The organism is Streptomyces sp. NPDC085524 (genome assembly GCF_044541755.1).
Taxonomy (GTDB): Bacteria; Actinomycetota; Actinomycetes; order Streptomycetales; family Streptomycetaceae; genus Streptomyces.
In genome coordinates this window covers 90,020-109,861 of sequence record NZ_JBITTH010000004.1, presented here as the reverse complement: position 1 = coordinate 109,861, position 19,842 = coordinate 90,020, and the positions used below count along the sequence as shown (strand labels likewise).

Sequence of the window (19,842 nt, the reverse complement as noted above, 5' to 3'; positions counted from 1 at the left end):
TGGCTAGTTGGTGCCGATCTTGGCCAGCAGGTCCACGATGCGGCCCTGTACGTCCGACGTGGTCGCCCGCTCCGCGAGGAAGAGCACGCTCTCCCCCGAAGCCAGCTTCGGCAGTTCGGCCGGATCGATGCCCGTCGCCGTGTAGACGACCAGCGGGGTGCGGTTCAGCTGCCCGTTGGCGCGCAGCCAGTCCACGATCCCGGCCCGGCGGCGGCGTACCTGCATCAGGTCCATGACCACCAGGTTGGGACGCATCTGCGTCGCCAGTTCCACCGCGTCGGTGTCGGCGCCCGCCCGGGCGACGTGGAGGCCGCGCCGTTCCAGGGCGGTGGTCAGTGCCGCGGCGATCTCGTCGCGCTCCTCGATCAGCAGGACCCGGGAGGGGTGCTGCTCGCTGTCGCGCGGCGCCAGCGCCTTGAGCAGGACCGCAGGATCGGCTCCGTACGCCGCCTCGCGCGCGGCGTGGCCCAGCCCGGCCGTGACCAGTACGGGCACCTCGGCCGCCACCGCGGCCTGCCGCAGGGACTGCAGGGCGGTGCGGGTGATGGGCCCGGTCAGCGGATCCACGAACAGCGCGGCGGGGAACGCGGCGATCTGCGCGTCCACCTCCTCGCGGGAGTGCACGATCACCGGGCGGTAGCCGCGGTCGCTGAGCGCCTGCTGGGTCTGCACGTCGGGCGCGGGCCACACCAGGAGCCGGCGGGGGTTGTCCAGCGGCTCGGGCGGGAGCTCGTCGTCCACGGGGGCGGGCGCGGGCCGGTTCACCACCTCGACGGCGCCGCCCGGGCCGTCCAGCGGCTCGGGGCCCTCGTCGGCGCCCGCCTCGGGCGCTCCTATGGCGAAGGCCCGTCCCTGCGGTGCGGGCTCGGCGAGCCGGCGACGGCGGCCGGAACCGGAACCGGAGCCGGAACCGGTCCCGTTCGGGTCGACGGAGATGCCCTGGCCGAGGGTGCCGAGGGCGCGCACGTTGATCGCAGGCCCCGCCTGGCCCTCCGCCGGGGTGTCCTGCGGCTGCCGGGCCCCGGGGAGCGCGACCTGGCCCGACTCGCCCTCCTCGGGCGCCGTCCGGGCCGCCGGAACCGGCCATGCAGGGGTGCCGGGCAGCGCACGCCGCCGCCCGGTCGGGGGTACGGGTTCCTCGGCGGCCGCCGTCGCGCCCGCGCCCGCGGCCGCGGCTTCGGGCGCGGCTGCGGGCGATCCCAGCACCCGGCGCCCGCGCCGTCCGCCCGGAGCCTCGGGGTCCGCCTCGGCGGGAGCGGGAGCGGGAGCCGGACCGGCCATCGCGGGGGCGGGCGTCGGGCCCGCGGGCAGGGCGAAGCCGCCCTCGGGGGCGATGGGCCGGGCGGGAGCGGGAGCCGGCGCCGGGCCGAGTCCGGTCGCGGGCACGGGGCCGCCGGGCTGCGCCGGACCGGCCGGACCCAGCGCGCGGCGCCGGCCGGCGGGGTGCCCGGTCGCGGGGACCGGGGGCGTCGCGGGTACGGGAGGCAGCGCGGGCATCGCGGTCCCCTGCGGCGGCACGGACTGCCCGGGTCCGCCCTGGGCTCCGATGCCGCCGGGTGCGACGACGCCGCCGGGTCCGCCCTGGGCTCCGATGCCGCCGGGTGCGACGACGCCGCCGGGTCCGCCCTGGGCTCCGATGCCGCCGGGTGCGACGACGCCGCCGGGTCCGCCCTGGGCTCCGATCCCGCCGGGTGCGACGACGCCGCCGGGTCCGCCCTGGGCTCCGATCCCGCCGGGTGCCACGACGCCGCCCGGGCCTCCGGGCGCGGCCGGCATGCCCGTGGCGGCCCCGTCCTCGCCGCTGCCGTCCCCGGCGCGGCCGCGCCTGCGCCCGGTGCCCAGCCCCGCCGGGTTCACCGGGGACTGCGCGAGCTCCGGCGCTGCGTCGGGAGCGGGGGCCTCGGCCCCGCGCCGCCGCCCGGACGGCAGTGCCAGCGCGCCCGCGCCCTGGCCGGACTCCGCGGCTCCGGGGCCCGCGGCCTCGTCCTCCAGGAAGGCGTCCACACCGCGCCGGCCCCGGCGCCCGCCGGAGACCTTCCCGGGGGCCGCGCCCCCGGCGAAGCCCCCGCCAGGACCCGCCGCCGGCTCCGGCTCCTCCGCCGGCTCCGGCAGGGTCACCGTCCCGGCTCCCGAGCCCAGCGGCAGCTCCAGCACGTACGCCCCGCCGGGCGCACCCGGCACCTCCACCGTCTGCAGCACACCGCCGTGCGCGGCCACGATGCCCCGCACGATCGGCTCGTGCACCGGGTTGCCGCCCTCGTACGGCCCGCGCACCTCGATCCGTACGACATCGCCCCGCTGCGCGGCGGCCACGACGATCGTCGAGTCGCTGTACCCGCTGCCCTGACGGGTCTTGCCGGTGGCGTCCACCCCGGCGACGTCCGCGACCAGGTGGGCGAGGGCGGTCGCAACCCGCTCGGCGTCCACCTCGGCCTCGATGGTCGGCGCGTGGACGGCGAACTGTGCGCGGCCCGGTCCGATCAGCTCGACCGCGCCGTCGACGCCGGCCGTGACGACGCCGTTGATCAGGACCTTCCTCTTGCTGAGCTTGTCGCTGCCGGCGTCCAGGCGCTGGAATCCGAGCACGTTGTCCACGAGCGTGGTCATCCGCGAGTACCCGGCGGCCAGGTGGTGCAGCAGCTGGTTGGCCTCGGGCCACAGCTGTCCCGCGTCATCGGCGGCGAGCGTGGCCAGCTCCCCGCGGAGCTCGTCCAGCGGCCCGCGCAGCGAGTCGCCGAGGACGGCCAGCAGCTGCGCGTGCCGCGCGGCGAGGGCGTCGTACGGCCGCCGGTCGGTGAAGGTCATGACGGCGCCGACGAGCTGCTCGCCGTCCCGCACGGGGGAGGTGGTCAGGTCGACGGCGACGGGCTGGCCGGCCTTGTTCCACAGGACCTGCCCGCGCACCCGGTGCTTGCGGCCGCTGCGCAGGGTGTCGGCGAGCGGGGATTCGTCGAAGGGGAAGGGCGAGCCGTCGGCGCGCGAGTGCTGGACCAGGCCGTGCAGTTCGCGGTTGCCGAGGTCGGTGGCCCGGTAGCCGAGGATCTGGGCGGCGGCCGGATTGACCAGCACCACCCGTCCGTCGGTGTCGGTGCCGACGACGCCCTCGGCGGCGGCGCGCAGGATCATCTCGGTCTGCCGCTGGGAGCGGGCCAGCTCGGCCTCGGTGTCCACGGTCTGCGAGAGGTCCCGTACGACGAGCATCAGCAGCTCGTCACCGGTGTAGGAGGGTTGCGGCTCGCGGTAGGCGTCGCGGCCGTCGAGATGGGCTGCGGTGACCTCGACGGGGAACTCGGAGCCGTCGGTGCGGCGCGCGATCATCCGCTTGGGCGTGGCGCGGCCGCCCTCGTCCTCGCCGGGCCGGCGCATGGAGCCGGGGATCAGCTTGGAGTCGAACTCGGGCAGGAGGCCGAGCACGCCCCGGCCGACGAGCCCGGTCCCGGGGCTCTCCATGATCTCGAGGGCGATCGAATTCGCGTTGACGACCGTGCCGTTGGTGTTGACGAGCAACAGCGCGTCCGGAAGGGCGTCGAGTATTGCTGCGAGGCGAGCAGCGCCTCGGGATGGCCTGCTGCTCACGACGAGCTTCCTCCCTGACCACAACTACCGGCATGTCACGGGAGGAGTCTAAGGCCACAGCCCCGCGGTGGGGCGGCCGAACTTCGGTGCATACCGCCCGCCCCGCGCATCCTCCCAGGTCAGGAACGCCCACTCGGAAGCAGAGGTTCCAACTCGTCCCACCGGTTGATTTCGCAGCCGTCCGTGCGCCGGAAGGTCGCGTCCACTTTGCGCCCCCGCCAGGTCCCGGTGATCCGCGCGGTGGCCGGCCCGCCGTACGTCATGCTGCAGATCTGGCGCTTGGACACGGGAGCGAAGGGGTCCTTGCCCTCGGCGGCGAGCTTGTGCAGCTTCGCGCAGGCCTGCTCCCGCCAGGGGTGGTCGCCGCCCACGGGGTCGCACTCGAGCAGGTACTCCCGGTCCAGGCTGCGGTTGCCGGTGTCGGCCATGGCGATGGTGAGGCTGTCGGGGCCGGTCAGCAGCCGCCCGAGGGGCAGCGGCGGCAGCGGTCCGGCGGCCGCGGCGGCCAGGGCGGAGGTGACGGCGAAGGCGGCGAGACGCAGCATGGGGCACTCCAGGTCGTCCGTACGTCGTACGCCTGCCCAACGACGGCGACGCTCCTGCGGTTGCGTCCTGTGTTCCGTCTTGGGTTCCGTCCTGCGTCGCGTCCTGCGTCGCGTTCCGGGTCCCGCGCCGACGCCCGTAACGCACCCCCTTAAGGCTTTGCCCTTCGGCCGCCGCTCCTAGTACCGTGGGAGCGGATTGGTGAGGGGCCCTGCGCCTGTGTCATCATCTGCACGCACCCTCGTACGCGGGGGTGAGCTGGAGGCGTCGCCTAGTCCGGTCTATGGCGCCGCACTGCTAATGCGGTTTGGGGCTTACACCCCATCGAGGGTTCAAATCCCTCCGCCTCCGCACCTCATCGAAGCCCCGGTCCTGACGGACCGGGGCTTCGATGCGTTCCGGGGCTGATCGGTGCCGGTCAATGCCGGTCGGTGTCGGTCGATTCCAATCAATGCCGATCGACGGGACCCGTTCCCCCGCCACCCCTCCCCGCCAACTCATCCGGACGATCTACATCCGGAGCGTTTCCGCAGGTCAGAGGTGGTTTGGCTAATGGATTTCGCGTCCCGGCGAGGTCCATGTATTGTTGTTCTCGCAAGGCCAACGGGGCGAAAAACCCCGGGAAGCCCAAGCACTCGTAGCTTAACGGATAGAGCATCTGACTACGGATCAGAAGGTTGCAGGTTCGAATCCTGCCGAGTGCACAGCAGGCCAGAGGCCCCGGACGAAAGTCCGGGGCCTCTCGCATTGTGTCCGTGCAACAGCGAAGTGCCGCATCCGGGGGGATAGGTGAACGAGGTTGGCGGGAGACCTGGGTGGCGGCCGGAGCCCTGGCCGCTGAATGAGCGGGAATGGCGCAGGCCCCCCATGTCGCGTTCGGCCGGACAGGGGATCGGGTGCGGCATCGGCGTTGTCGCCATGGTCCTGGTGCCGATGGCGTTGGTCGTCCTGGTCGACCTGGGCCGCGCGCTCGCCCCGGGGCCGCCGGACGGGGAACCCCTCGTGCTGGCGGGGGAACAGGTGGCGGGCAGCTGGGGTGACGAGAACGGCGGCACGCTCGAGCTGGGGGCCGACGGCACGTTCAGTGCGACGGCGGTCTGCGGTGACTTCCTGGGCGCTGCCGGGAGCGGGCCCGGCGGCCAGGCTTCCGTGAGGCGCCGGACCGGAACCGGGACGGGGGCGTGGAGCCTGGGCGAATCGTCCGACGGGCCGGATTCGGTCACCCGCGTGCGGATCGAGATCGGGCCCGGCGGCGCGCTCGCCACGTACGAGGCCCGGGGGAGCGCGGACGCTCCCTTCCTGTGGGCCTACATCGGTGATCCCGACGACGGCAGGGTCTGTGTGCTGAGGAAGCGGGCCTGAGGGCCGGCCGGCGGCAGGCCCCCCTCCTCCTTGGTGGGGAGAGGTCCCCCGGAGGTACTCAGGGGCGGGATGGCTCTGGAGGGGGACGCGGGTCACGCGCCGGGCTCGATACGGTTCTGGAGATCGTTCGAAAGCTAGTGGCGGGGGGCCCTCATGGGACTGTTCGGGAATGCGCACACGGTCGACCCGGTGTCGGCGCAGCGGGACTACGCGCGGCTGATGGGGCAGGGCGAGCAGGTGCATGCCGCGTATCTGCTGATCCGGGACACGATCCTGTTCACGGACCGGCGGCTGGTGCTCGTCGACAAGCAGGGGCTCACGGGGAAGAAGGTGGAGTACCACTCCATCCCCTACCGGAGCATCACGCACTTCGCGGTCGAGACCGCCGGGCACTTCGATCTCGACGCCGAGCTGAAGATCTGGATATCCGGCAGCTCGACGCCGATCGAGAAGACCTTCACCAAGGGCGTCGACATCTACGAGGTGCAGGCGATCCTGACGCAGTTCGTCGCCCGGTAGCCACCGCCATCGCCGTCGTCGTCCTCGCCGTCACAGGACGCGGGGCAGGCCGGTCACGGACATCACCATCGAGTAGAGGGAGGTGGTGGCCGTGATGAACACGCGGTTGTTCTTGGGGTCGCCGAAGGCCAGGTTCGAGACCGGCTCGGGGACGCGGACGCGGCCGATCAGGGTGCCGTCCGGGGCGTAGCACTGGACGCCGTTCTCCATCGCGGCCGCCCACAGCCGGCCCTCGTCGTCGAAGCGGATGTTGTCGACGCGGGGGCAGGCGGCGAAGACCCGGTCGCCGGTGAGGGTGCCGTCGTCGGTGACCTTGAAGGCGCGGATGTGGCCGGCGCGGGTGTCGGCGGCGTACAGCTCGCTCTCGTCCGGGGAGAACACGAGGCCGTTGGGGCCGAGGAAGCCGTCGGCCACCATGCGGACGGAGCCGGTCGAGGGGTCGGCGCGGTAGAGGTTGCAGGCGCCGATCTCGCTCGGCGCCCGGTGGCCCTCGTAGTCGTTGGTGATGCCGAAGTCCGGGTCGGAGAACCAGATGGAGCCGTCCGAGCGGACCACCGCGTCGTTGGGGCTGTTGAGCCGCTTGCCGTCGTAGCGGTCGGCGATGACGGTGAGGCTGCCGTCCGGTTCGGTGCGGGTGACGCGGCGGTTGCCCTGCTCACAGGTGATCAGGCGGCCTTCGCGGTCGAGGGTGTTGCCGTTGGAGTGGCCGGCCGTGGAGCGGAAGACCGAGACCGCGCCGGTTGCCTCGTCCCAGCGCAGCATCCGGTCGTTCGGAATGTCGCTCCACACCAGCTGTCGCCAGGCCGGCAGGTAGAGCGGGCCTTCGGCCCAGCGGCAGTCGTCGTAGAGCCGCTCCAGTCGCGCGTCGCCGTTGGCGCAGCGGCCGGTCTGGAAGCGGTCATCCAGGATCTCGTACAAGGTGAGGTCGGCTATGGCAGACATCATTCCCCCTGAGAGCAGATTTCCGAATCTTGTTCGGTGTGATGTTGAGATTGCAGGATCCGGTACCGTCTTCGCAAGGGCCGACGTGCCCAGGAGAGGAACTTCGCGTGGACGATATCGACCGGGCGCTCGTCCTGCGCCTGCAGCAGGACGCGGGGCAGTCGTACGCCGCCCTCGGCACGGCGGTCGGGCTCTCGGCGGGGGCGACCCACGAGCGGGTCCGCAAGCTGCGCGAGCGCGGGGTGATCCGGCGGACCACGATCGACGTCGACCCGGCCGCGGTCGGCAGCGGGGTCCTCGCCTACGTGATGGTCGACTCCAACGCGTGGATGGGCGAGTCCGCTCCGGACTTCGAGGCGATCCCCGAGATCCAGGAGGCGCACATCATCGCGGGCAGCGCTTCGGTGCTGGTCAAGGTGCGCACGGCCTCGACGGAGGGGTTGCAGGACGTCCTGCGGCGGCTCTACGGCATCGAGGGCGTCAGCGGAACGCACGCCACCGTCGTCCTGGAGACCTTCTTCGAGCGGCCTCTCCCCCTGTGACCTGGTGGTGCACCGGGATCCGGTGGAGCGGGGGCCGACCGGCCATCGGGTGGTACGGGGAAGGGCGCGGCGAGCGGGTGAGCGCGCTCGACTACGGGCAGCGGCTGGCCTTCGCCGCTCGCGGGGAGCGGCACTGCCTCGGTGTGCGGCGGGCCGGGAAGCGGACTCCGTGCCCCACCGCAGCCGCCGTGCCGGGGCGCGCGGGGAACGCGCAGTGCCCCGAATGTGCCCGGCTCGACCGGTCGTTCTCGGTGGCGGCCGACACCAATGCGGCCGATCCGCGCACCTACCGGGTCTACCTGGCCTGGTTCGGGCCCGGCCTGGTCAAGGTCGGCATCACCGCCGAGGAGCGGGGTTCCGTCCGGTTGCTGGAGCAGGGTGCGGTGACCTGGGCGTGGCTGGGTCGGGGGCCGCTGATGGCCGCCCGGCGCACCGAGGAGCTGCTGAGGGCGGCGCTCGGAGTGCCGGACCGGATCGCCTACGCGCGCAAGCGCGGGGTGCGGGCGCATCTGCCGCCTGCGGCCGAGCGGGCCCTGGAAGTAGCCGAGTTGCACGCGCGGGCCGCGGAGCTGGCGGGCTGGCCCGACTCGTTGGAGCGGCTCGCATGCGAAGTCGCCGACCATGCGGGGGTGTTCGGGCTGGACGGCTTGACCGGGCTGCCGGCGCCGGCCCGGGTGGTCACGGCGATGGTGCCCGGCGGGGCCGTCGTGGGCAGGCTCGTGGGCGCGGCCGGGCCCGATCTGCACCTCGCGGACGGGCTCGTGGTGGACACCCGGCTGCTGGCCGGCTGGGAACTCGCCGCCCCGGCGGCGGAAGAGGGCGCGCGGGCCGTGGTGCCGGTGGCGGAAATCGCGGCTCCCGCCGATCCGGCCGCCGGCCAGGACGGGTTGTTCTGACCCGGTGCCGTCCGGGCCCCGGGCGCCGGGTGGGCTTGGTCAAAACTTGGATCCCTTTGGCCTTCCGGGGCGGATTGCGGTGGACATGGCGGGGGAGCCCCGCCGAGGGTGGTGGGCATGACCATTCAGCCGGTACCGGCCTTCGAACCGCCCTATGTCATCTCCGTTTTCACCAGCGTCCGCACCGACGACGACAGCGGATACGCGCAGACCCTCGCCCGGATGGAAGAGCTCGTCCACGCCAATCCCGGCTTCCTCGGCTACGAGTCCGCGCGCAACCCGGGCGGGCTCGGGATCACCGTCGCGTACTTCCGCGACCACGAGTCGATGGCCGTCTGGCGCCGGGACATGGAGCACCAGGCGGCCATGAAGCAGGGCCGCGCCGACTGGTACGAGAGCTACACCCTGCACGTCGCGACCGTCGAGCGGAGCCACGGTTTTGACCGCAACGCCTGAGGCGGTCCGGGCCTTCCGGGAACGCCTCGGGCTGCCCGGACTGGTCGACGTCCACACGCACTTCATGCCCGAGCGGGTCCTGGACAAGGTGTGGGACTACTTCGACGCGGTGGGTCCGCTGACCGGAGTCGAGTGGCCCATCGTCTACCGGCACGAGGAGGAGCAACGGGTCGCGCTGCTGCGGGAGTTCGGCGTGCGGGCCTTCACCGCCATGCTGTACCCGCACAAGCCGGCCATGGCCGCCTGGCTCAACGCCTGGTCCGCCGACTTCGCCGCCCGGACCCCCGACTGCCTGCACACCGCGACGTTCTTCCCGGAGGAGGGCGTGGCCCCGTACGTCCGGCAGGCCGTCGAAGCGGGGGCGCGGATCTTCAAGGCGCACATCCAGGTCGGCGGGTACGACCCGAACGACGACCGGCTGGCGCCGGTGTGGGGGCTGCTGGCCGAGGCCGGGATCCCCACGGTGATCCACTGCGGCTCCGGGCCCGTCCCGGGCAAGTACACCGGGCCCGAGCCGATCGCCCGGCTGCTGGCCCGCCACCCGCGGCTGCCGCTGGTCATCGCGCACATGGGCATGCCCGAGTACACCGACTTCCTCGACCTGGCCGACCGGTACGGCGAGGTGCGCCTGGACACCACCATGGCCTTCACCGACTTCGCGGACCGGTTCACCGGCTTCCCCGCCGCTGACCTCGGGCGGCTCGCGGACCTCTGTGACCGGATCCTGCTCGGCACGGACTTCCCGAACATTCCCCACCCGTACGAGCACCAGCTCTTCGCCCTCGAACGGCTCGGCCTGGGCGACGACTGGCTGCGGGCCGTCTGCCACGACAATGCCGCCCGGCTCTTCGGCCTCGGCCCCTGATCGGTTTCTCAGGGAATTCACAGGAAGGGGCAAGAAGGCTCTCAGAGGCCTGGCACAGCGTAGGGACATGACTGCGACGACCGGCTTCCACGCGTCCCCGTCCACCAGCGCCCCCACGACCTTGGTGCGGCCCGACGGCGGGCCCTGCCGGGTGCTCGTCGTCGACGACGAGGCCCCGCTCTCCGAGCTGCTGTCCATGGCCCTGCGCTACGAGGGCTGCGAGGTCCGCAGCGCGGGCGACGGGGCGGGCGCGGTGCGGGCGGCGAAGGAATTCCGGCCGGACGTGGTGGTCCTCGACATCATGCTCCCCGACATGGACGGACTCGCCGTCCTCGGGCGGCTGCGCCGGGAGATCCCCCAGGTTCCCGTGCTGTTCCTGACCGCCAAGGACTCCGTGGAGGACCGCATCGCCGGCCTCACCGCCGGCGGCGACGACTACGTCACCAAGCCCTTCAGCCTGGAGGAGGTCGTGGCCCGGCTGCGCGGCCTGGTCCGGCGTTCGGGCGCGGCGCAGGCGGCCCGCGGCGGTTCGGTTCTCGCCGTCGGTGATCTGCGGCTCGACGAGGACAGCCACGAGGTGGTCCGGGACGGCCGGGAGATCCACCTGACCGCCACGGAGTTCGAGCTGCTGCGCTACCTGATGCGCAACCCGCGCCGGGTCCTCAGCAAGGCGCAGATCCTGGACCGCGTGTGGTCGTACGACTTCGGCGGCCAGGCCAACGTGGTCGAGCTGTACATCTCCTACCTGCGCCGGAAGCTGGAGAGCGGTCCCGGCCTCGCGCCGATGATCCACACCCGGCGGGGTGCCGGCTACCTGATCAAGCCGGCCGAGTAGTGGCCGTCCGCCCGAAGCGGCCGCGCCGCCGCCGGCCCTGGTCGCTGCGGACCCGGCTGGTCGTCTCCGCGGTGGCGCTGATCGCCGTGGTGGGCGCGGCCATCGGGGCGGTCACCACCCTCGCGCTGCGTTCGTACCTGGTCGGCAAGGTCGACCAGCAGCTGCGGATCTCCGTCGACATGGCCACGCGTCCCGGGCTGGGGAAGCCGGTCAGGGACAGGTCCGTCGTCGGGGCCCCCGGCACTCCGCTGGGCAGCGTCGGGTTCCGCGTCGATTCCGACGGCAAGGTGTACGAGGCCGATCGCAGCGTGCGCGTCGACGACCTGGACCGCCGGCCCCTCGACGAGGCCCAGACCGCCGCCCTCGCCAAGGCGGCCCGCACGGCCGGGCAGGGCCGCGCCGAACCGGTGGACCTGGACATGCCCGGGCTCGGCGCGTACCGGGTGCTGGCGGCGCCCGACGGGAGCGCCGTCCTCGGCTTCCCGCTCGCCGAGGTCGACTCCACGGTGCGGACCCTGATCGGGGTGGAAATCTGCGTCACGCTGGCCGGGCTCATTGCCGCGTCCCTCGCCGGGCAGGCCCTGGTCGGGGTAGCCCTGCGCCCGCTGCGCCGGGTCGCCGCCATTGCCACCCGGGTCTCCGAACTCCCGCTGCACAGCGGCGAACCCGCTCTGCACGAGCGGGTCCCCGACGCCGATCCCCGCACGGAGGTGGGCCAGGTCGGCGCGGCCCTCAACCGGATGCTGGGGCACGTCTCCTCCGCCCTCACGGCCCGCCAGCAGAGCGAGATGCGGGTACGGCAGTTCGTCGCCGACGCCAGCCACGAGCTGCGCACCCCCCTCGCCTCCATCCGCGGCTATGCCGAACTGACCCGCCGCGGCAGGGAGGAGCCGGGCCCCGACACCCGGCACGCCCTGGGCCGGATCGAGTCCGAGGCCACCCGGATGACCGGCCTGGTCGAGGACCTGCTGCTGCTGGCCCGGCTCGATGCGGGCCGCCCACTGGACATCGAGGACACCGCCACCGACCTGGCGCCGCTGGTGGTCGACGCCGTCAGCGACGCCCGCGCGGCCGGCCCCGGACACCACTGGCGGCTGCGCCTGCCGGAGGAGCCCGCGGCCGTCCGCGGCGATCCGGCACGGATCCAGCAGGTCCTGGTCAATCTGCTCGCCAATGCCCGTACGCACACCCCGCCCGGCACCACCGTCACCGCGGATGTTTCACGTGAAACATCCGCCGTCCGGCTCCGGATCGAGGACGACGGGCCAGGCATCCCGCCCGCCCTGCTCCCCCACGTCTTCGAACGCTTCGCCCGCGGCGACGCCTCGCGCTCCCGCTCGGCCGGCTCCACCGGACTCGGCCTCGCCATCGTCCAGGCCGTCGTCACCGCCCACGGCGGGACGGTCGACGTGGCGAGCGAGCCCGGGCGGACCTGCTTCGAAATCCGGCTGCCGCACGGCTCCCAAGAGACGGTCACGGACTCACAGTCGGGGCACAGGCTCAGCACACATCGGTGACAGGGCGCCCGTCGAGTCTCGGACCATGCGAACCGACACCTCTCCCGGGGCCTTGCCGGCACGGGCGCCCCTCGCGCCCGTGCCCGGCCGGCCCGTCCTCGACGTGGTGATCCCGGTGTTCAACGAGGAGAAGGACCTCGGCCCCTGCGTGCGCAGGCTGCACGAGCACCTCACCCGCACGTTCCCCTACCCCTTCCGGATCACGGTCGCCGACAACGCCAGCACCGACCGCACCCCCGAGGTCGCGGCCGCGCTGGCGGGAAGCCTGGACGGCGTACGGAGCGCCCGGCTGGAGGAGAAGGGCCGGGGCAGGGCCCTGCGCACCGTCTGGTCAGCCTCCGACGCCCCCGTTCTCGCCTACATGGACGTGGACCTCTCCACCGACCTCAACGCGCTGCTGCCTCTGGTCGCCCCGCTGATCTCCGGCCACTCCGACCTCGCCATCGGCACCCGCCTCGCCCGCTCCTCGCGGGTGGTGCGGGGCGCGAAGAGGGAGTTCGTCTCCCGCGCCTACAACCTGCTCCTGCGGTCCTCCCTCGCCGCGCGCTTCAGCGATGCCCAGTGCGGGTTCAAGGCCATCCGGCGGGAGGTCGCGGAGCGGCTGCTGCCGCTGGTGGAGGACTCGGGCTGGTTCTTCGACACCGAGATGCTCGTGCTCGCCGAGCGGGCCGGACTGCGGATCCACGAGGTCCCGGTGGACTGGGTCGACGACCCCGACTCCACCGTCCACATCGTCAGGACCGCCACCGAGGACCTCAAGGGCGTCTGGCGCGTCGGCAGGGCACTGGCCGTCGGCGCGCTCCCGCTGGACCGGCTCGCCCGCCCCTTCGGTGACGACCCGCGCGACCGTGCCGCCCTGCCGGGGGTGGACGGCGGGCTGGCCCGCCAGCTCCTCGGCTTCTGCGCCGTCGGACTCCTGTCCACCCTGCTCTACCTGGCCCTGTACTCCGCGTTCCGCGCCGGGACCGGCCCGCAGCTCGCCAACGGCGCTGCCCTGCTGCTCTCCGCCGTCGCGAACACCGCCGCCAACCGGCGGCTCACCTTCGGGGTGCGCGGCCGGGACCGGGCCGTGCGCCACCAGGCCCAGGGCCTGGTGGTGTTCGCCATCGGTCTCGCGCTGACCAGCGGTTCCCTCGCCGCCCTCGGAGCGGCCACGGCCGATCCCGCGCACAGCACCGAGCTGGCCGTGCTGATCACCGCGAACCTCGCCGCCACCGTGCTGCGGTTCCTGCTCTTCCGCGCCTGGGTCTTCCCCGAGCGCCGCGACACCTTCGTGAAGGACGACATCCGATGACCACGGCCGCACCTCCGCTCCACCCCGTCCCCGAGGCCCGCCCGCACGCCGGCCGGCACGCCGCCCACCGGCCCCGCTGGGAGCGTCCCGCCTTCGCCGGCCTGCTGATCGCCACCGCCGTCCTGCTGCTGTGGGACCTGGGCTCCTCCGGTTACGCCAACTCCTTCTACTCCGCGGCCGTGCAGGCGGGCAGCGAGAGCTGGAAGGCCTTCTTCTTCGGGTCCTCGGACGCCGGCAACTCGATCACCGTCGACAAGCCCCCGGCCGCGCTGTGGCCGATGATGCTGTCCGTCCGGCTGTTCGGGCTCGGCTCCTGGCAGATCCTCGTCCCGCAGGCCCTGATGGGCGTCGGTACGACGGCCGTGCTGTACGCCGCGGTGCGCCGCCAGTTCGGTCCCGGGGCGGCGCTGCTCAGCGGTGCGGCCTTCGCACTCACGCCCGTCGCCGCGCTGATGTTCCGCTTCAACAACCCCGACGCGCTGCTGACGCTGCTGCTGACCGTCACCGTGTACTGCGTACTGCGCGCCCTCGACGGGGCCCGCACCACGTGGCTGGTCTGGGCGGGCGTCGCCGTCGGTTTCGCCTTCCTCACCAAGACCCTGCAGGCCTTCGTCATCCTGCCGCCGCTCGCCGTCGTGTACGCGGTCTGCGCGCCGACCCGGCTGCGCAGGCGGCTGGGCCAGCTGCTGCTCTCCGGGCTCGCGATGGTGGCGGCCGGCGGCTGGTGGGTGGCCATCGTGGAGCTGTGGCCCGCGTCCTCCCGCCCGTACATCGGCGGTTCGCAGAACAACTCCTTCCTGGAACTGACCCTCGGCTACAACGGCCTGGGCCGGATCAACGGCAACGAGACCGGGAGCGTCGGCGGCGGTATGCGGACGGGCGGTGCCGGTGCAGGTGCCGCCGGGGCGTACGGGCTGCCCGGGGGCGGACCGGGCATGCGGGGCGGGGGCGGCTGGGGAGAGACGGGCGTCGACCGGCTCTTCGCCGGCAACATCGGCGGTCAGATCTCCTGGCTGCTGCCGGCGGCCCTGGTGCTGCTGGTCGTCGGACTCGTGGTCACCTGGCGGGCCCGCCGGGCCACCGATTCGCTGGAGGGCATGGCCCGTGCGGCGTTCCTGGTCTGGGGTGGTGCGCTGCTGATCACTGCGGTGGTGTTCAGCTTCATGCAGGGCATCTTCCACGAGTACTACACCGTGGCGCTGGCGCCGTTCGTGGCCGCGCTGGTCGGTATGGGCGTGGCCGTGCTGTGGGAGGAACGGGGCAGCAGGGCCGCCGTGTTCACGCTGTCCGGGGTGCTGGCGCTGACGGCGGTCTGGTCGTGGGTGCTGCTGGGCCGGGCCACCGGATACCTGCCGTGGCTGAGGTGGACGGTGCTGGTGGCGGGTCTGCTCGTCGCGGCGGCACTGCCGTTCGCCGGGCGGCTGGGGCGCAGGGGTGTGCAGGCGCTGGCGGCGGTGGGCCTGGGCGTGGCGCTCGCGGGGCCGCTGGCGTACTGCCTGACGACCGTGAGCACCGGGCACACCGGATCGATCGTGACCGCCGGTCCGGCGGTGGCGGGCGGCCGGGGCGGGCCGGGCGGGATGAGGTTCGGCCCGGCCGGTGGAGCGGCCGCGGGAGGCCCCGGCGGCGGGCAGGGCGGTCTGCCGGGCGGAATGCCGCCGGGCGGAATGCCGCAGGGTGCTCCCGGCGGTCAGGGCGGCATGCCGCAGGGCCAGGGCCAGGCGGGCCAGGGCCGGGGCGGTACGGACGGCCGGGGCTCCGAGCGCTTCGGAGGTGGTCAGGGCGGTGCAGGAGGCCTGCTGAACGGTGCCAAGGTCGGCGCCGAGGCCAAGGCGGCCCTGCAGGCCGACGCGGACAGGTACACCTGGGCGGCGGCCGCGGTCGGTTCGCAGAACGCGGCGAGCTACCAGCTGGCCTCGGGCCGGCCCGTGATGGCGCTCGGCGGCTTCAACGGCAGCGACCCCTCGCCGACCCTGGAGCAGTTCAAGAAGTACGTGCAGGACGGGAAGATCCACTACTTCATCGCGCAGGGCGGACTCGGCGGCGGGACCGGCGGGAACGGAGCCGAGACCGCGGCGGGCGGGGCCGGCGGCGGCCGTGCCGGCGGCGGTGGTCCGGGCGGCGGTACCAGCAGCGGGATCGAGAGCTGGGTCAAGGCCACCTTCAAGGCCTCCACGGTCGGCGGTGCCACCTTCTACGACCTGACGGCCCCGGTGTCGGCAGCCTCCTGATCCGGCCCCGCCCGAGGAAGACCCCCTAGCATCGAGAGGGCGGACCGGGCATTCCGGGCTGATCCACCTGTCATGAGGAGGGTGCCTCCATGATGACCGCGGCCGATTCCGGTGAGATCCGGGCCAGTGTGTGGCTGGCCGACAGGCCCGCCGCACCCGCAAGACGCCGCAGCGAGGCACCCTCCGGGCTGGACCGGGACCGGATCACCGCCGCCACCGTGCGGCTGCTCGACGCCGAGGGGCTGGCCCGGTTCTCGATGCGGCGGCTGGCCGCCGGGCTCGGGGTCACCGCGATGTCCCTGTACTGGTACGTGGACACCAAGCACGACCTGCTCGAACTCGCCCTGGACAGCGCCCTGGGCGAACTCGCGCCCCCGGCAGCCGCCCCGGCCGGATGCGACGGCTGGCCGGGGCGGCTGCGGGTGCTGGCCCGCGGCTACCGGCGGGTCCTGGGGGACCACCCCTGGGTGGCTCCGCTCACCGCCGCCTACCCGAACATCGGCCCGCACGCCCGGGCCTTCGACGCCGACCTGCAGCGGCTGCTGGACGCGACCGGCCTGGCGGACGCCGCCCGGACCGGCGCCCACCTGGCCGTCCTGCAGTTCCTGCACGGCTGCGGGGGCACGGCCCGGCGGGCGCCCGAGGGCGACTTCTGCCTCGCGCTCGACGTCCTGATCGCGGGCATCGAGGCGAAGGCCGCCGCTTAGGCACCTGCCCGTGCCGCCGCTTAGGCACCCGCCCGTGCCGCTGATCAGGCACCCGCCCGTCCTGCTCGGGCTGCCGATCGGGCCACGGCTCGCGCCGTCGCTCAGGCCCGCAGCGAGGCCGCCTCCGCGGGGGAGGCGTCCTGGCCGGCGTTCTCCCCGGAGGCTGCCGACGGGGCGTGGGCGGCCGGCTTCGACTTCAGCGCGACCTCCTTGATGAACAGCACCAGCACCAGCGAGAGCAGCGCGAACGGGGCGGCGTAGAGGAAGACGTCGCCGACGCCGTGCCCGTACGAGGACTCGACGACCGTGCGGATCGGCGCGGGCAGCTTGTCGAGGTCGGGGATCCCGCCACCGGCGGTGCCGCCGTGTCCCATGGCCGCCGCGGCCTTCGGGCCGAGCGCGGCGATCCCGTCCTGGACGTAGTGCGTGACCCGGTTGGCCATCACGGCACCCAGCGCCGAGACGCCCATCGCACCGCCGAGCGAGCGGAAGAACGTGACGACCGAGCTGGCCGCTCCCAGGTCCTCGGGGGCCACCTGGTTCTGGGTGGCGAGGACCAGGTTCTGCATCATCATGCCGAGGCCGAGGCCGGTCAGCGCCATGTAGACCGCGATGTGCCAGTACGGGGTGTCGTACCGCAGCGTGCCGAGCAGCCCCAGTCCGGCCGTCAGCAGCACACCGCCGGAGACCAGCCAGGCCTTCCACTTACCGGTCTTGGTGATCACCTGACCGGAAAGGGTGGAGGAGACGAAGAGCCCGCCGATCATCGGAATGGTGAGGATTCCGGACATCGTGGGGGACTCGCCACGGGCCAACTGGAAGAACTGGCTGAAAAACACGGTCCCCGAGAACATCGCGATGCCCACGAAGAGGGAGGCCGCCGAGGCGAGGCTGATGGTCTTGTTGCGGAACAGCCGCAGGGGGATGATCGGGTCGCTCGCGCGGGACTCGACGAGGACGAAGAGCAGGCCGAGCAGCACGGCGCCGCCGGTCATCGTCCAGGTCTGCCAGGAGATCCACTCGTAGGAGCTGCCGGCCTGCGTGACCCAGATCAGCAGCAGCGAGACGGCGCCGCTGATCAGGAATGCGCCCAGCCAGTCGACCTTGACGTCACGCCGGACGACCGGCAGGTGCAGCGTCCGCTGGAGCACGATCAGCGCGATCACCGCGAAGGGCACGCCGACGTAGAAGCACCAGCGCCAGCCCAGCCAGTCGGTGTCGGTGATGACGCCGCCGAGGAGCGGGCCGCCGACGGTGGCGACGGCGAAGACCGCGCCGAGGTAGCCGCTGTACCGGCCGCGCTCGCGCGGGGAGATCATCGCCGCCATGACGATCTGGGCGAGCGCGGACAGGCCGCCGACACCGATGCCCTGGACCACGCGGCAGGCGATGAGCGTGCCGGTGTTCTGGGACAGGCCGGCGACCACGGAGCCGAGCACGTAGATCACCAGGGATATCTGGACCAGCAGCTTCTTGCTGAAGAGGTCGGACAGCTTGCCCCACAGCGGGGTGGCCGCGGTCATCGACAGCAGGGCCGCGGTGACCACCCAGGTGTAGGAGGACTGCGTACCGCCGAGGTCGCTGATGATCTGGGGCAGGGCGTTGGAGACGATCGTCGAGGACAGGATCGCCACGAACATGCCGAGCATCAGCCCGGACAGCGCCTTCATGATCTGCGGGTGGGTCATGGACGGGGTGTCGTGGGCGGTGTCGTGGGCGGTGCCGGAGGCGGCGGTGGACGTGCCGCCTGTCGGCTTCTCCGTCGTGGCCATGTGTTTCCTTTGGTCTAGAAGCTCGATCGGAGTCGGGCCAGCAGGGTGTTGAGTACGTCGATGTCCTCGGCGGACCAGTCGGCCAGCGCTCTTTCCAGCGCCGCCGTGTACCGGGCTCCGAGCTCGGCGAGGAGCGCGCGCCCGGACGGGGTGAGCCGCAGGATCCGGCAGCGCCCGTCCCCCGGGTCGGTCTCCCGCTCGATCCAGCCGCGCTCGGCCACGTGCGTGACGTGCCGGCTGGTCACGGAGATGTCGACGCCCATGAGCTCGGTCAGCCGGCTCAGCCGCATCTCGCCGTGCCGGTCGAGGACGGTGAGGACGGCGGCCGCGCCCGGAGGGCAGTCGGGGGGCAGGACGCGGGCGAGGTCGCGCTTGACCGCGCCGATCCCGGCGAGCCGGTTGGCCAGCTCCTCGTACCGAGTGGTGGTGGTCATCGCACGCCCTCCCCATCTTGTTGCTTCAAGCAACCATAGAAGCGGATGGTTGCTACAGGCAAATGAATCGGGGGGTGGGGCGGTAAAGGAATCGGAAAACCCGCTAGGGTCCTGACCCATGGCTGCGAACCACAACTCACAGGGCCCCGAGGGCGACTACGACCCCGCGGGCAGCACTCAGATGTTCCGGGCGTTCGTGGAGGAGGCCGCGCCGGTCTCGCAGACGGGGGCGGGCTCCCGTCGGCAGCGCCGCGAGGAGCAGGCGCAGGGGCAGGCGGGCTCCCCGGCCGCGAAGATCGCGCTGGTGATCGCGCTCGTCGTCATGATCGGCGCGGCGGCCTGGGTCGTCCTGCACTGACGACCGCGCGGCACTGGCGGGGCCTCGCGGGGGCGCGGCCCCGGCTTCGCGGGGCGCGGCCCCGGCTTCGCGGGGTCCGGCCCCGGCTTCCCGCCGCCCGGCCCCGGCTTCCTGAGGCGCGGCGCCGGTCGTTCCGCTGCCCGGGCCGGCTTTCCGTCGGCCGGCCTCAGTTCCAGGTGGCCGTGACCTTCTGGGTTTCCACGTGCATGCCCAGCGGCACCCGCCAGGACTCCACGCACACCGTGTAGGCCTGCGTCTTCGAGGTGCCGCCCGCGATGGGCGCGGGCAGGGCCTGGGCCGTGGTGATCGTGGCCCAGTCGCCGCCGAGCGCGCCGATGATGTGCGTCGCGAAGCTCACCGTGCCCGAACGGGCGGCCGTCGTACCGGTGTTGGTGAAGGTGACGGTGACCCGCTCGCACCAGCGGTCGCCCGCGGCCGACCGGGTCGGCGTGGAGAGCGTCAGCTTCGCGGGGGTCGTGGGCGGCGCCGGAGGCGTGGTGCCGGGCTTCGTCGGCGTGCTGCCGCTGCCGGGGCCCGGGGTGCTGCCCCCGCCCGCGCTGCCGCCCGGCCCGGGCGGGGTGCCGGGGGCGGGGGTGGCGGAACCCGGGCCGGTGGTGGCGCCGGGGGCGTTCGCGGAGCCTCCGGGGGCGGGCGGTGTCGCTCCGCCTGCGGCGGAGCCGCCGGGGGGCTGGGACCCCGCCGGGCCGGCCGACGTACTGGCCGATACGGAGGAGCCGCCCGCCGCCGACGGGCCACCGAGCTGCTGGAACTCCACACCGCCCTGCGGCGCCACGTTCTCGCCGGCCCCGCGCTCGGGTCCCGGGGCGGCGGCGCCCACGGCGACGTAGCCGTCCCGTGCCGGGCCCCCGCAACCGGTGAGGGCGGCGGCGGCCGTGCAGCACAGGGCGAGGAGGGCGGCCGGGGCGGCCGTACGGGATCCCGTTCGCATCGCGCCAGTTTTCCTGACGCTCCGTCAATTGGGAACCCCGTGCG

Annotated in this window: 18 protein-coding genes and 2 tRNA genes; 14 read left to right on the top strand and 6 right to left on the bottom strand. The window is 73.3% G+C overall.

All coding sequences use genetic code 11. The features are described 5' to 3' along the window. Nucleotides 1–3 precede the first annotated feature (3 nt). On the bottom strand, nt 4–3,576 hold the full coding sequence (locus ACIGFK_RS07330; RefSeq protein ID WP_400050892.1) for a PAS domain-containing protein: 3,573 nt from the start codon (nt 3,574–3,576) through the stop codon (nt 4–6). 119 nt (nt 3,577–3,695) lie between these two features. After that, nucleotides 3,696–4,121: an SSI family serine proteinase inhibitor gene (locus ACIGFK_RS07325; protein ID WP_376659291.1), complete on the bottom strand. Its 426-nt coding sequence runs from the start codon at nt 4,119–4,121 to the stop codon at nt 3,696–3,698. Nucleotides 4,122–4,379: 258 nt separating this feature from the next. Here ACIGFK_RS07325 and ACIGFK_RS07320 point away from each other — a divergent pair. The 4 genes from ACIGFK_RS07320 (at nt 4,380) to ACIGFK_RS07305 (ending at nt 6,000) form a co-directional block, all read left to right on the top strand. After that, nucleotides 4,380–4,470, top strand: a tRNA-Ser gene (locus tag ACIGFK_RS07320). Between the two features lie 280 nt (nt 4,471–4,750). Next, nucleotides 4,751–4,823: transfer RNA gene (locus tag ACIGFK_RS07315), tRNA-Arg, on the top strand. 163 nt (nt 4,824–4,986) lie between these two features. Further along, nucleotides 4,987–5,481 (top strand): hypothetical protein, encoded by a 495-nt coding sequence (locus tag ACIGFK_RS07310; RefSeq protein WP_400050890.1) that lies wholly within the window; start codon nt 4,987–4,989, stop codon nt 5,479–5,481. Nucleotides 5,482–5,634: 153 nt separating this feature from the next. Next, nucleotides 5,635–6,000: a PH domain-containing protein gene (locus ACIGFK_RS07305; protein WP_376659289.1), complete on the top strand. Its 366-nt coding sequence runs from the start codon at nt 5,635–5,637 to the stop codon at nt 5,998–6,000. A gap of 30 nt (nt 6,001–6,030) precedes the next feature. On the opposite strand, the gene ACIGFK_RS07300 is transcribed toward ACIGFK_RS07305, so the two are convergent. Further along, nucleotides 6,031–6,942, bottom strand: a complete 912-nt coding sequence (locus tag ACIGFK_RS07300; RefSeq protein WP_400050888.1) for an SMP-30/gluconolactonase/LRE family protein — start codon at nt 6,940–6,942, stop codon at nt 6,031–6,033. A gap of 107 nt (nt 6,943–7,049) precedes the next feature. Here ACIGFK_RS07300 and ACIGFK_RS07295 point away from each other — a divergent pair, with 107 nt between their 5' ends. From ACIGFK_RS07295 to ACIGFK_RS07255, 9 genes are all read left to right on the top strand, one after another. Then, nucleotides 7,050–7,484 carry an Lrp/AsnC family transcriptional regulator gene (locus ACIGFK_RS07295; protein ID WP_376659287.1) on the top strand — a complete coding sequence of 145 codons (435 nt, stop codon included), beginning with the start codon at nt 7,050–7,052 and terminating at the stop codon, nt 7,482–7,484. Further along, a complete protein-coding gene (locus ACIGFK_RS07290) occupies nt 7,481–8,380 on the top strand; it encodes a DUF2797 domain-containing protein (RefSeq protein ID WP_400050886.1) in 900 nt (299 codons plus the stop codon). Before ACIGFK_RS07295 ends, ACIGFK_RS07290 begins: the two co-directional genes overlap by 4 nt. 117 nt (nt 8,381–8,497) lie before the next feature. Continuing rightward, the gene (locus tag ACIGFK_RS07285) at nt 8,498–8,836 is read left to right on the top strand and encodes an antibiotic biosynthesis monooxygenase family protein (RefSeq protein WP_376659285.1); all 339 of its coding nucleotides are present in this window, start codon (nt 8,498–8,500) and stop codon (nt 8,834–8,836) included. Next, nucleotides 8,820–9,701, top strand: a complete 882-nt coding sequence (locus tag ACIGFK_RS07280) for an amidohydrolase family protein (protein WP_386469695.1) — start codon at nt 8,820–8,822, stop codon at nt 9,699–9,701. The genes ACIGFK_RS07285 and ACIGFK_RS07280 overlap by 17 nt, the downstream gene beginning before the upstream one ends. Before the next feature lie 67 nt (nt 9,702–9,768). Beyond that, the gene (locus ACIGFK_RS07275) at nt 9,769–10,536 is read left to right on the top strand and encodes a response regulator transcription factor (protein ID WP_376659283.1); all 768 of its coding nucleotides are present in this window, start codon (nt 9,769–9,771) and stop codon (nt 10,534–10,536) included. Then, the gene (locus ACIGFK_RS07270; protein WP_376659282.1) at nt 10,536–12,053 is read left to right on the top strand and encodes a sensor histidine kinase; all 1,518 of its coding nucleotides are present in this window, start codon (nt 10,536–10,538) and stop codon (nt 12,051–12,053) included. Before ACIGFK_RS07275 ends, ACIGFK_RS07270 begins: the two co-directional genes overlap by 1 nt. 25 nt (nt 12,054–12,078) lie before the next feature. Beyond that, nucleotides 12,079–13,347, top strand: a complete 1,269-nt coding sequence (locus tag ACIGFK_RS07265) for a glycosyltransferase (protein ID WP_376659281.1) — start codon at nt 12,079–12,081, stop codon at nt 13,345–13,347. Continuing rightward, nucleotides 13,344–15,578, top strand: a complete 2,235-nt coding sequence (locus ACIGFK_RS07260) for an ArnT family glycosyltransferase (RefSeq protein ID WP_400050883.1) — start codon at nt 13,344–13,346, stop codon at nt 15,576–15,578. The genes ACIGFK_RS07265 and ACIGFK_RS07260 overlap by 4 nt, the downstream gene beginning before the upstream one ends. An 89-nt stretch (nt 15,579–15,667) precedes the next feature. Next, nucleotides 15,668–16,285, top strand: a complete 618-nt coding sequence (locus ACIGFK_RS07255; RefSeq protein ID WP_386469706.1) for a TetR/AcrR family transcriptional regulator — start codon at nt 15,668–15,670, stop codon at nt 16,283–16,285. Nucleotides 16,286–16,386: 101 nt separating this feature from the next. Here ACIGFK_RS07255 and ACIGFK_RS07250 read toward each other — a convergent pair whose 3' ends face one another. Together ACIGFK_RS07250 and ACIGFK_RS07245 are read right to left on the bottom strand one after the other, a co-directional pair. Further along, the gene (locus ACIGFK_RS07250) at nt 16,387–18,057 is read right to left on the bottom strand and encodes an MDR family MFS transporter (RefSeq protein ID WP_376659278.1); all 1,671 of its coding nucleotides are present in this window, start codon (nt 18,055–18,057) and stop codon (nt 16,387–16,389) included. A gap of 14 nt (nt 18,058–18,071) precedes the next feature. Beyond that, nucleotides 18,072–18,491, bottom strand: a complete 420-nt coding sequence (locus tag ACIGFK_RS07245) for a MarR family winged helix-turn-helix transcriptional regulator (RefSeq protein WP_376659277.1) — start codon at nt 18,489–18,491, stop codon at nt 18,072–18,074. A gap of 118 nt (nt 18,492–18,609) precedes the next feature. On the opposite strand from ACIGFK_RS07245, the gene ACIGFK_RS07240 reads away from it, so the two are divergent. Continuing rightward, complete coding sequence (locus ACIGFK_RS07240) at nt 18,610–18,849, top strand: hypothetical protein (RefSeq protein WP_386469708.1); 240 nt, start codon at nt 18,610–18,612, stop codon at nt 18,847–18,849. Nucleotides 18,850–19,015: 166 nt separating this feature from the next. Here ACIGFK_RS07240 and ACIGFK_RS07235 read toward each other — a convergent pair whose 3' ends face one another. After that, complete coding sequence (locus ACIGFK_RS07235) at nt 19,016–19,798, bottom strand: hypothetical protein (protein WP_400050880.1); 783 nt, start codon at nt 19,796–19,798, stop codon at nt 19,016–19,018. Nucleotides 19,799–19,842: the final 44 nt, after the last annotated feature.

Excerpts from the sequence above, each read along its gene's own strand:
- ACIGFK_RS07325 (WP_376659291.1), bottom strand. The coding sequence starts at position 4,121 with ATGCTGCGTCTCGCCGCCTTCGCCGTCACCTCCGCCCTGGCCGCCGCG.
- ACIGFK_RS07310 (WP_400050890.1), top strand. The coding sequence starts at position 4,987 with ATGTCGCGTTCGGCCGGACAGGGGATCGGGTGCGGCATCGGCGTTGTC.
- ACIGFK_RS07305 (WP_376659289.1), top strand. The coding sequence starts at position 5,635 with ATGGGACTGTTCGGGAATGCGCACACGGTCGACCCGGTGTCGGCGCAG.
- ACIGFK_RS07300 (WP_400050888.1), bottom strand. The coding sequence starts at position 6,942 with ATGTCTGCCATAGCCGACCTCACCTTGTACGAGATCCTGGATGACCGC.
- ACIGFK_RS07285 (WP_376659285.1), top strand. The coding sequence starts at position 8,498 with ATGACCATTCAGCCGGTACCGGCCTTCGAACCGCCCTATGTCATCTCC.
- ACIGFK_RS07275 (WP_376659283.1), top strand. The coding sequence starts at position 9,769 with ATGACTGCGACGACCGGCTTCCACGCGTCCCCGTCCACCAGCGCCCCC.
- ACIGFK_RS07265 (WP_376659281.1), top strand. The coding sequence starts at position 12,079 with ATGCGAACCGACACCTCTCCCGGGGCCTTGCCGGCACGGGCGCCCCTC.
- ACIGFK_RS07260 (WP_400050883.1), top strand. The coding sequence starts at position 13,344 with ATGACCACGGCCGCACCTCCGCTCCACCCCGTCCCCGAGGCCCGCCCG.
- ACIGFK_RS07255 (WP_386469706.1), top strand. The coding sequence starts at position 15,668 with ATGATGACCGCGGCCGATTCCGGTGAGATCCGGGCCAGTGTGTGGCTG.
- ACIGFK_RS07250 (WP_376659278.1), bottom strand. The coding sequence starts at position 18,057 with ATGGCCACGACGGAGAAGCCGACAGGCGGCACGTCCACCGCCGCCTCC.
- ACIGFK_RS07245 (WP_376659277.1), bottom strand. The coding sequence starts at position 18,491 with ATGACCACCACCACTCGGTACGAGGAGCTGGCCAACCGGCTCGCCGGG.
- ACIGFK_RS07240 (WP_386469708.1), top strand. The coding sequence starts at position 18,610 with ATGGCTGCGAACCACAACTCACAGGGCCCCGAGGGCGACTACGACCCC.
- ACIGFK_RS07235 (WP_400050880.1), bottom strand. The coding sequence starts at position 19,798 with ATGCGAACGGGATCCCGTACGGCCGCCCCGGCCGCCCTCCTCGCCCTG.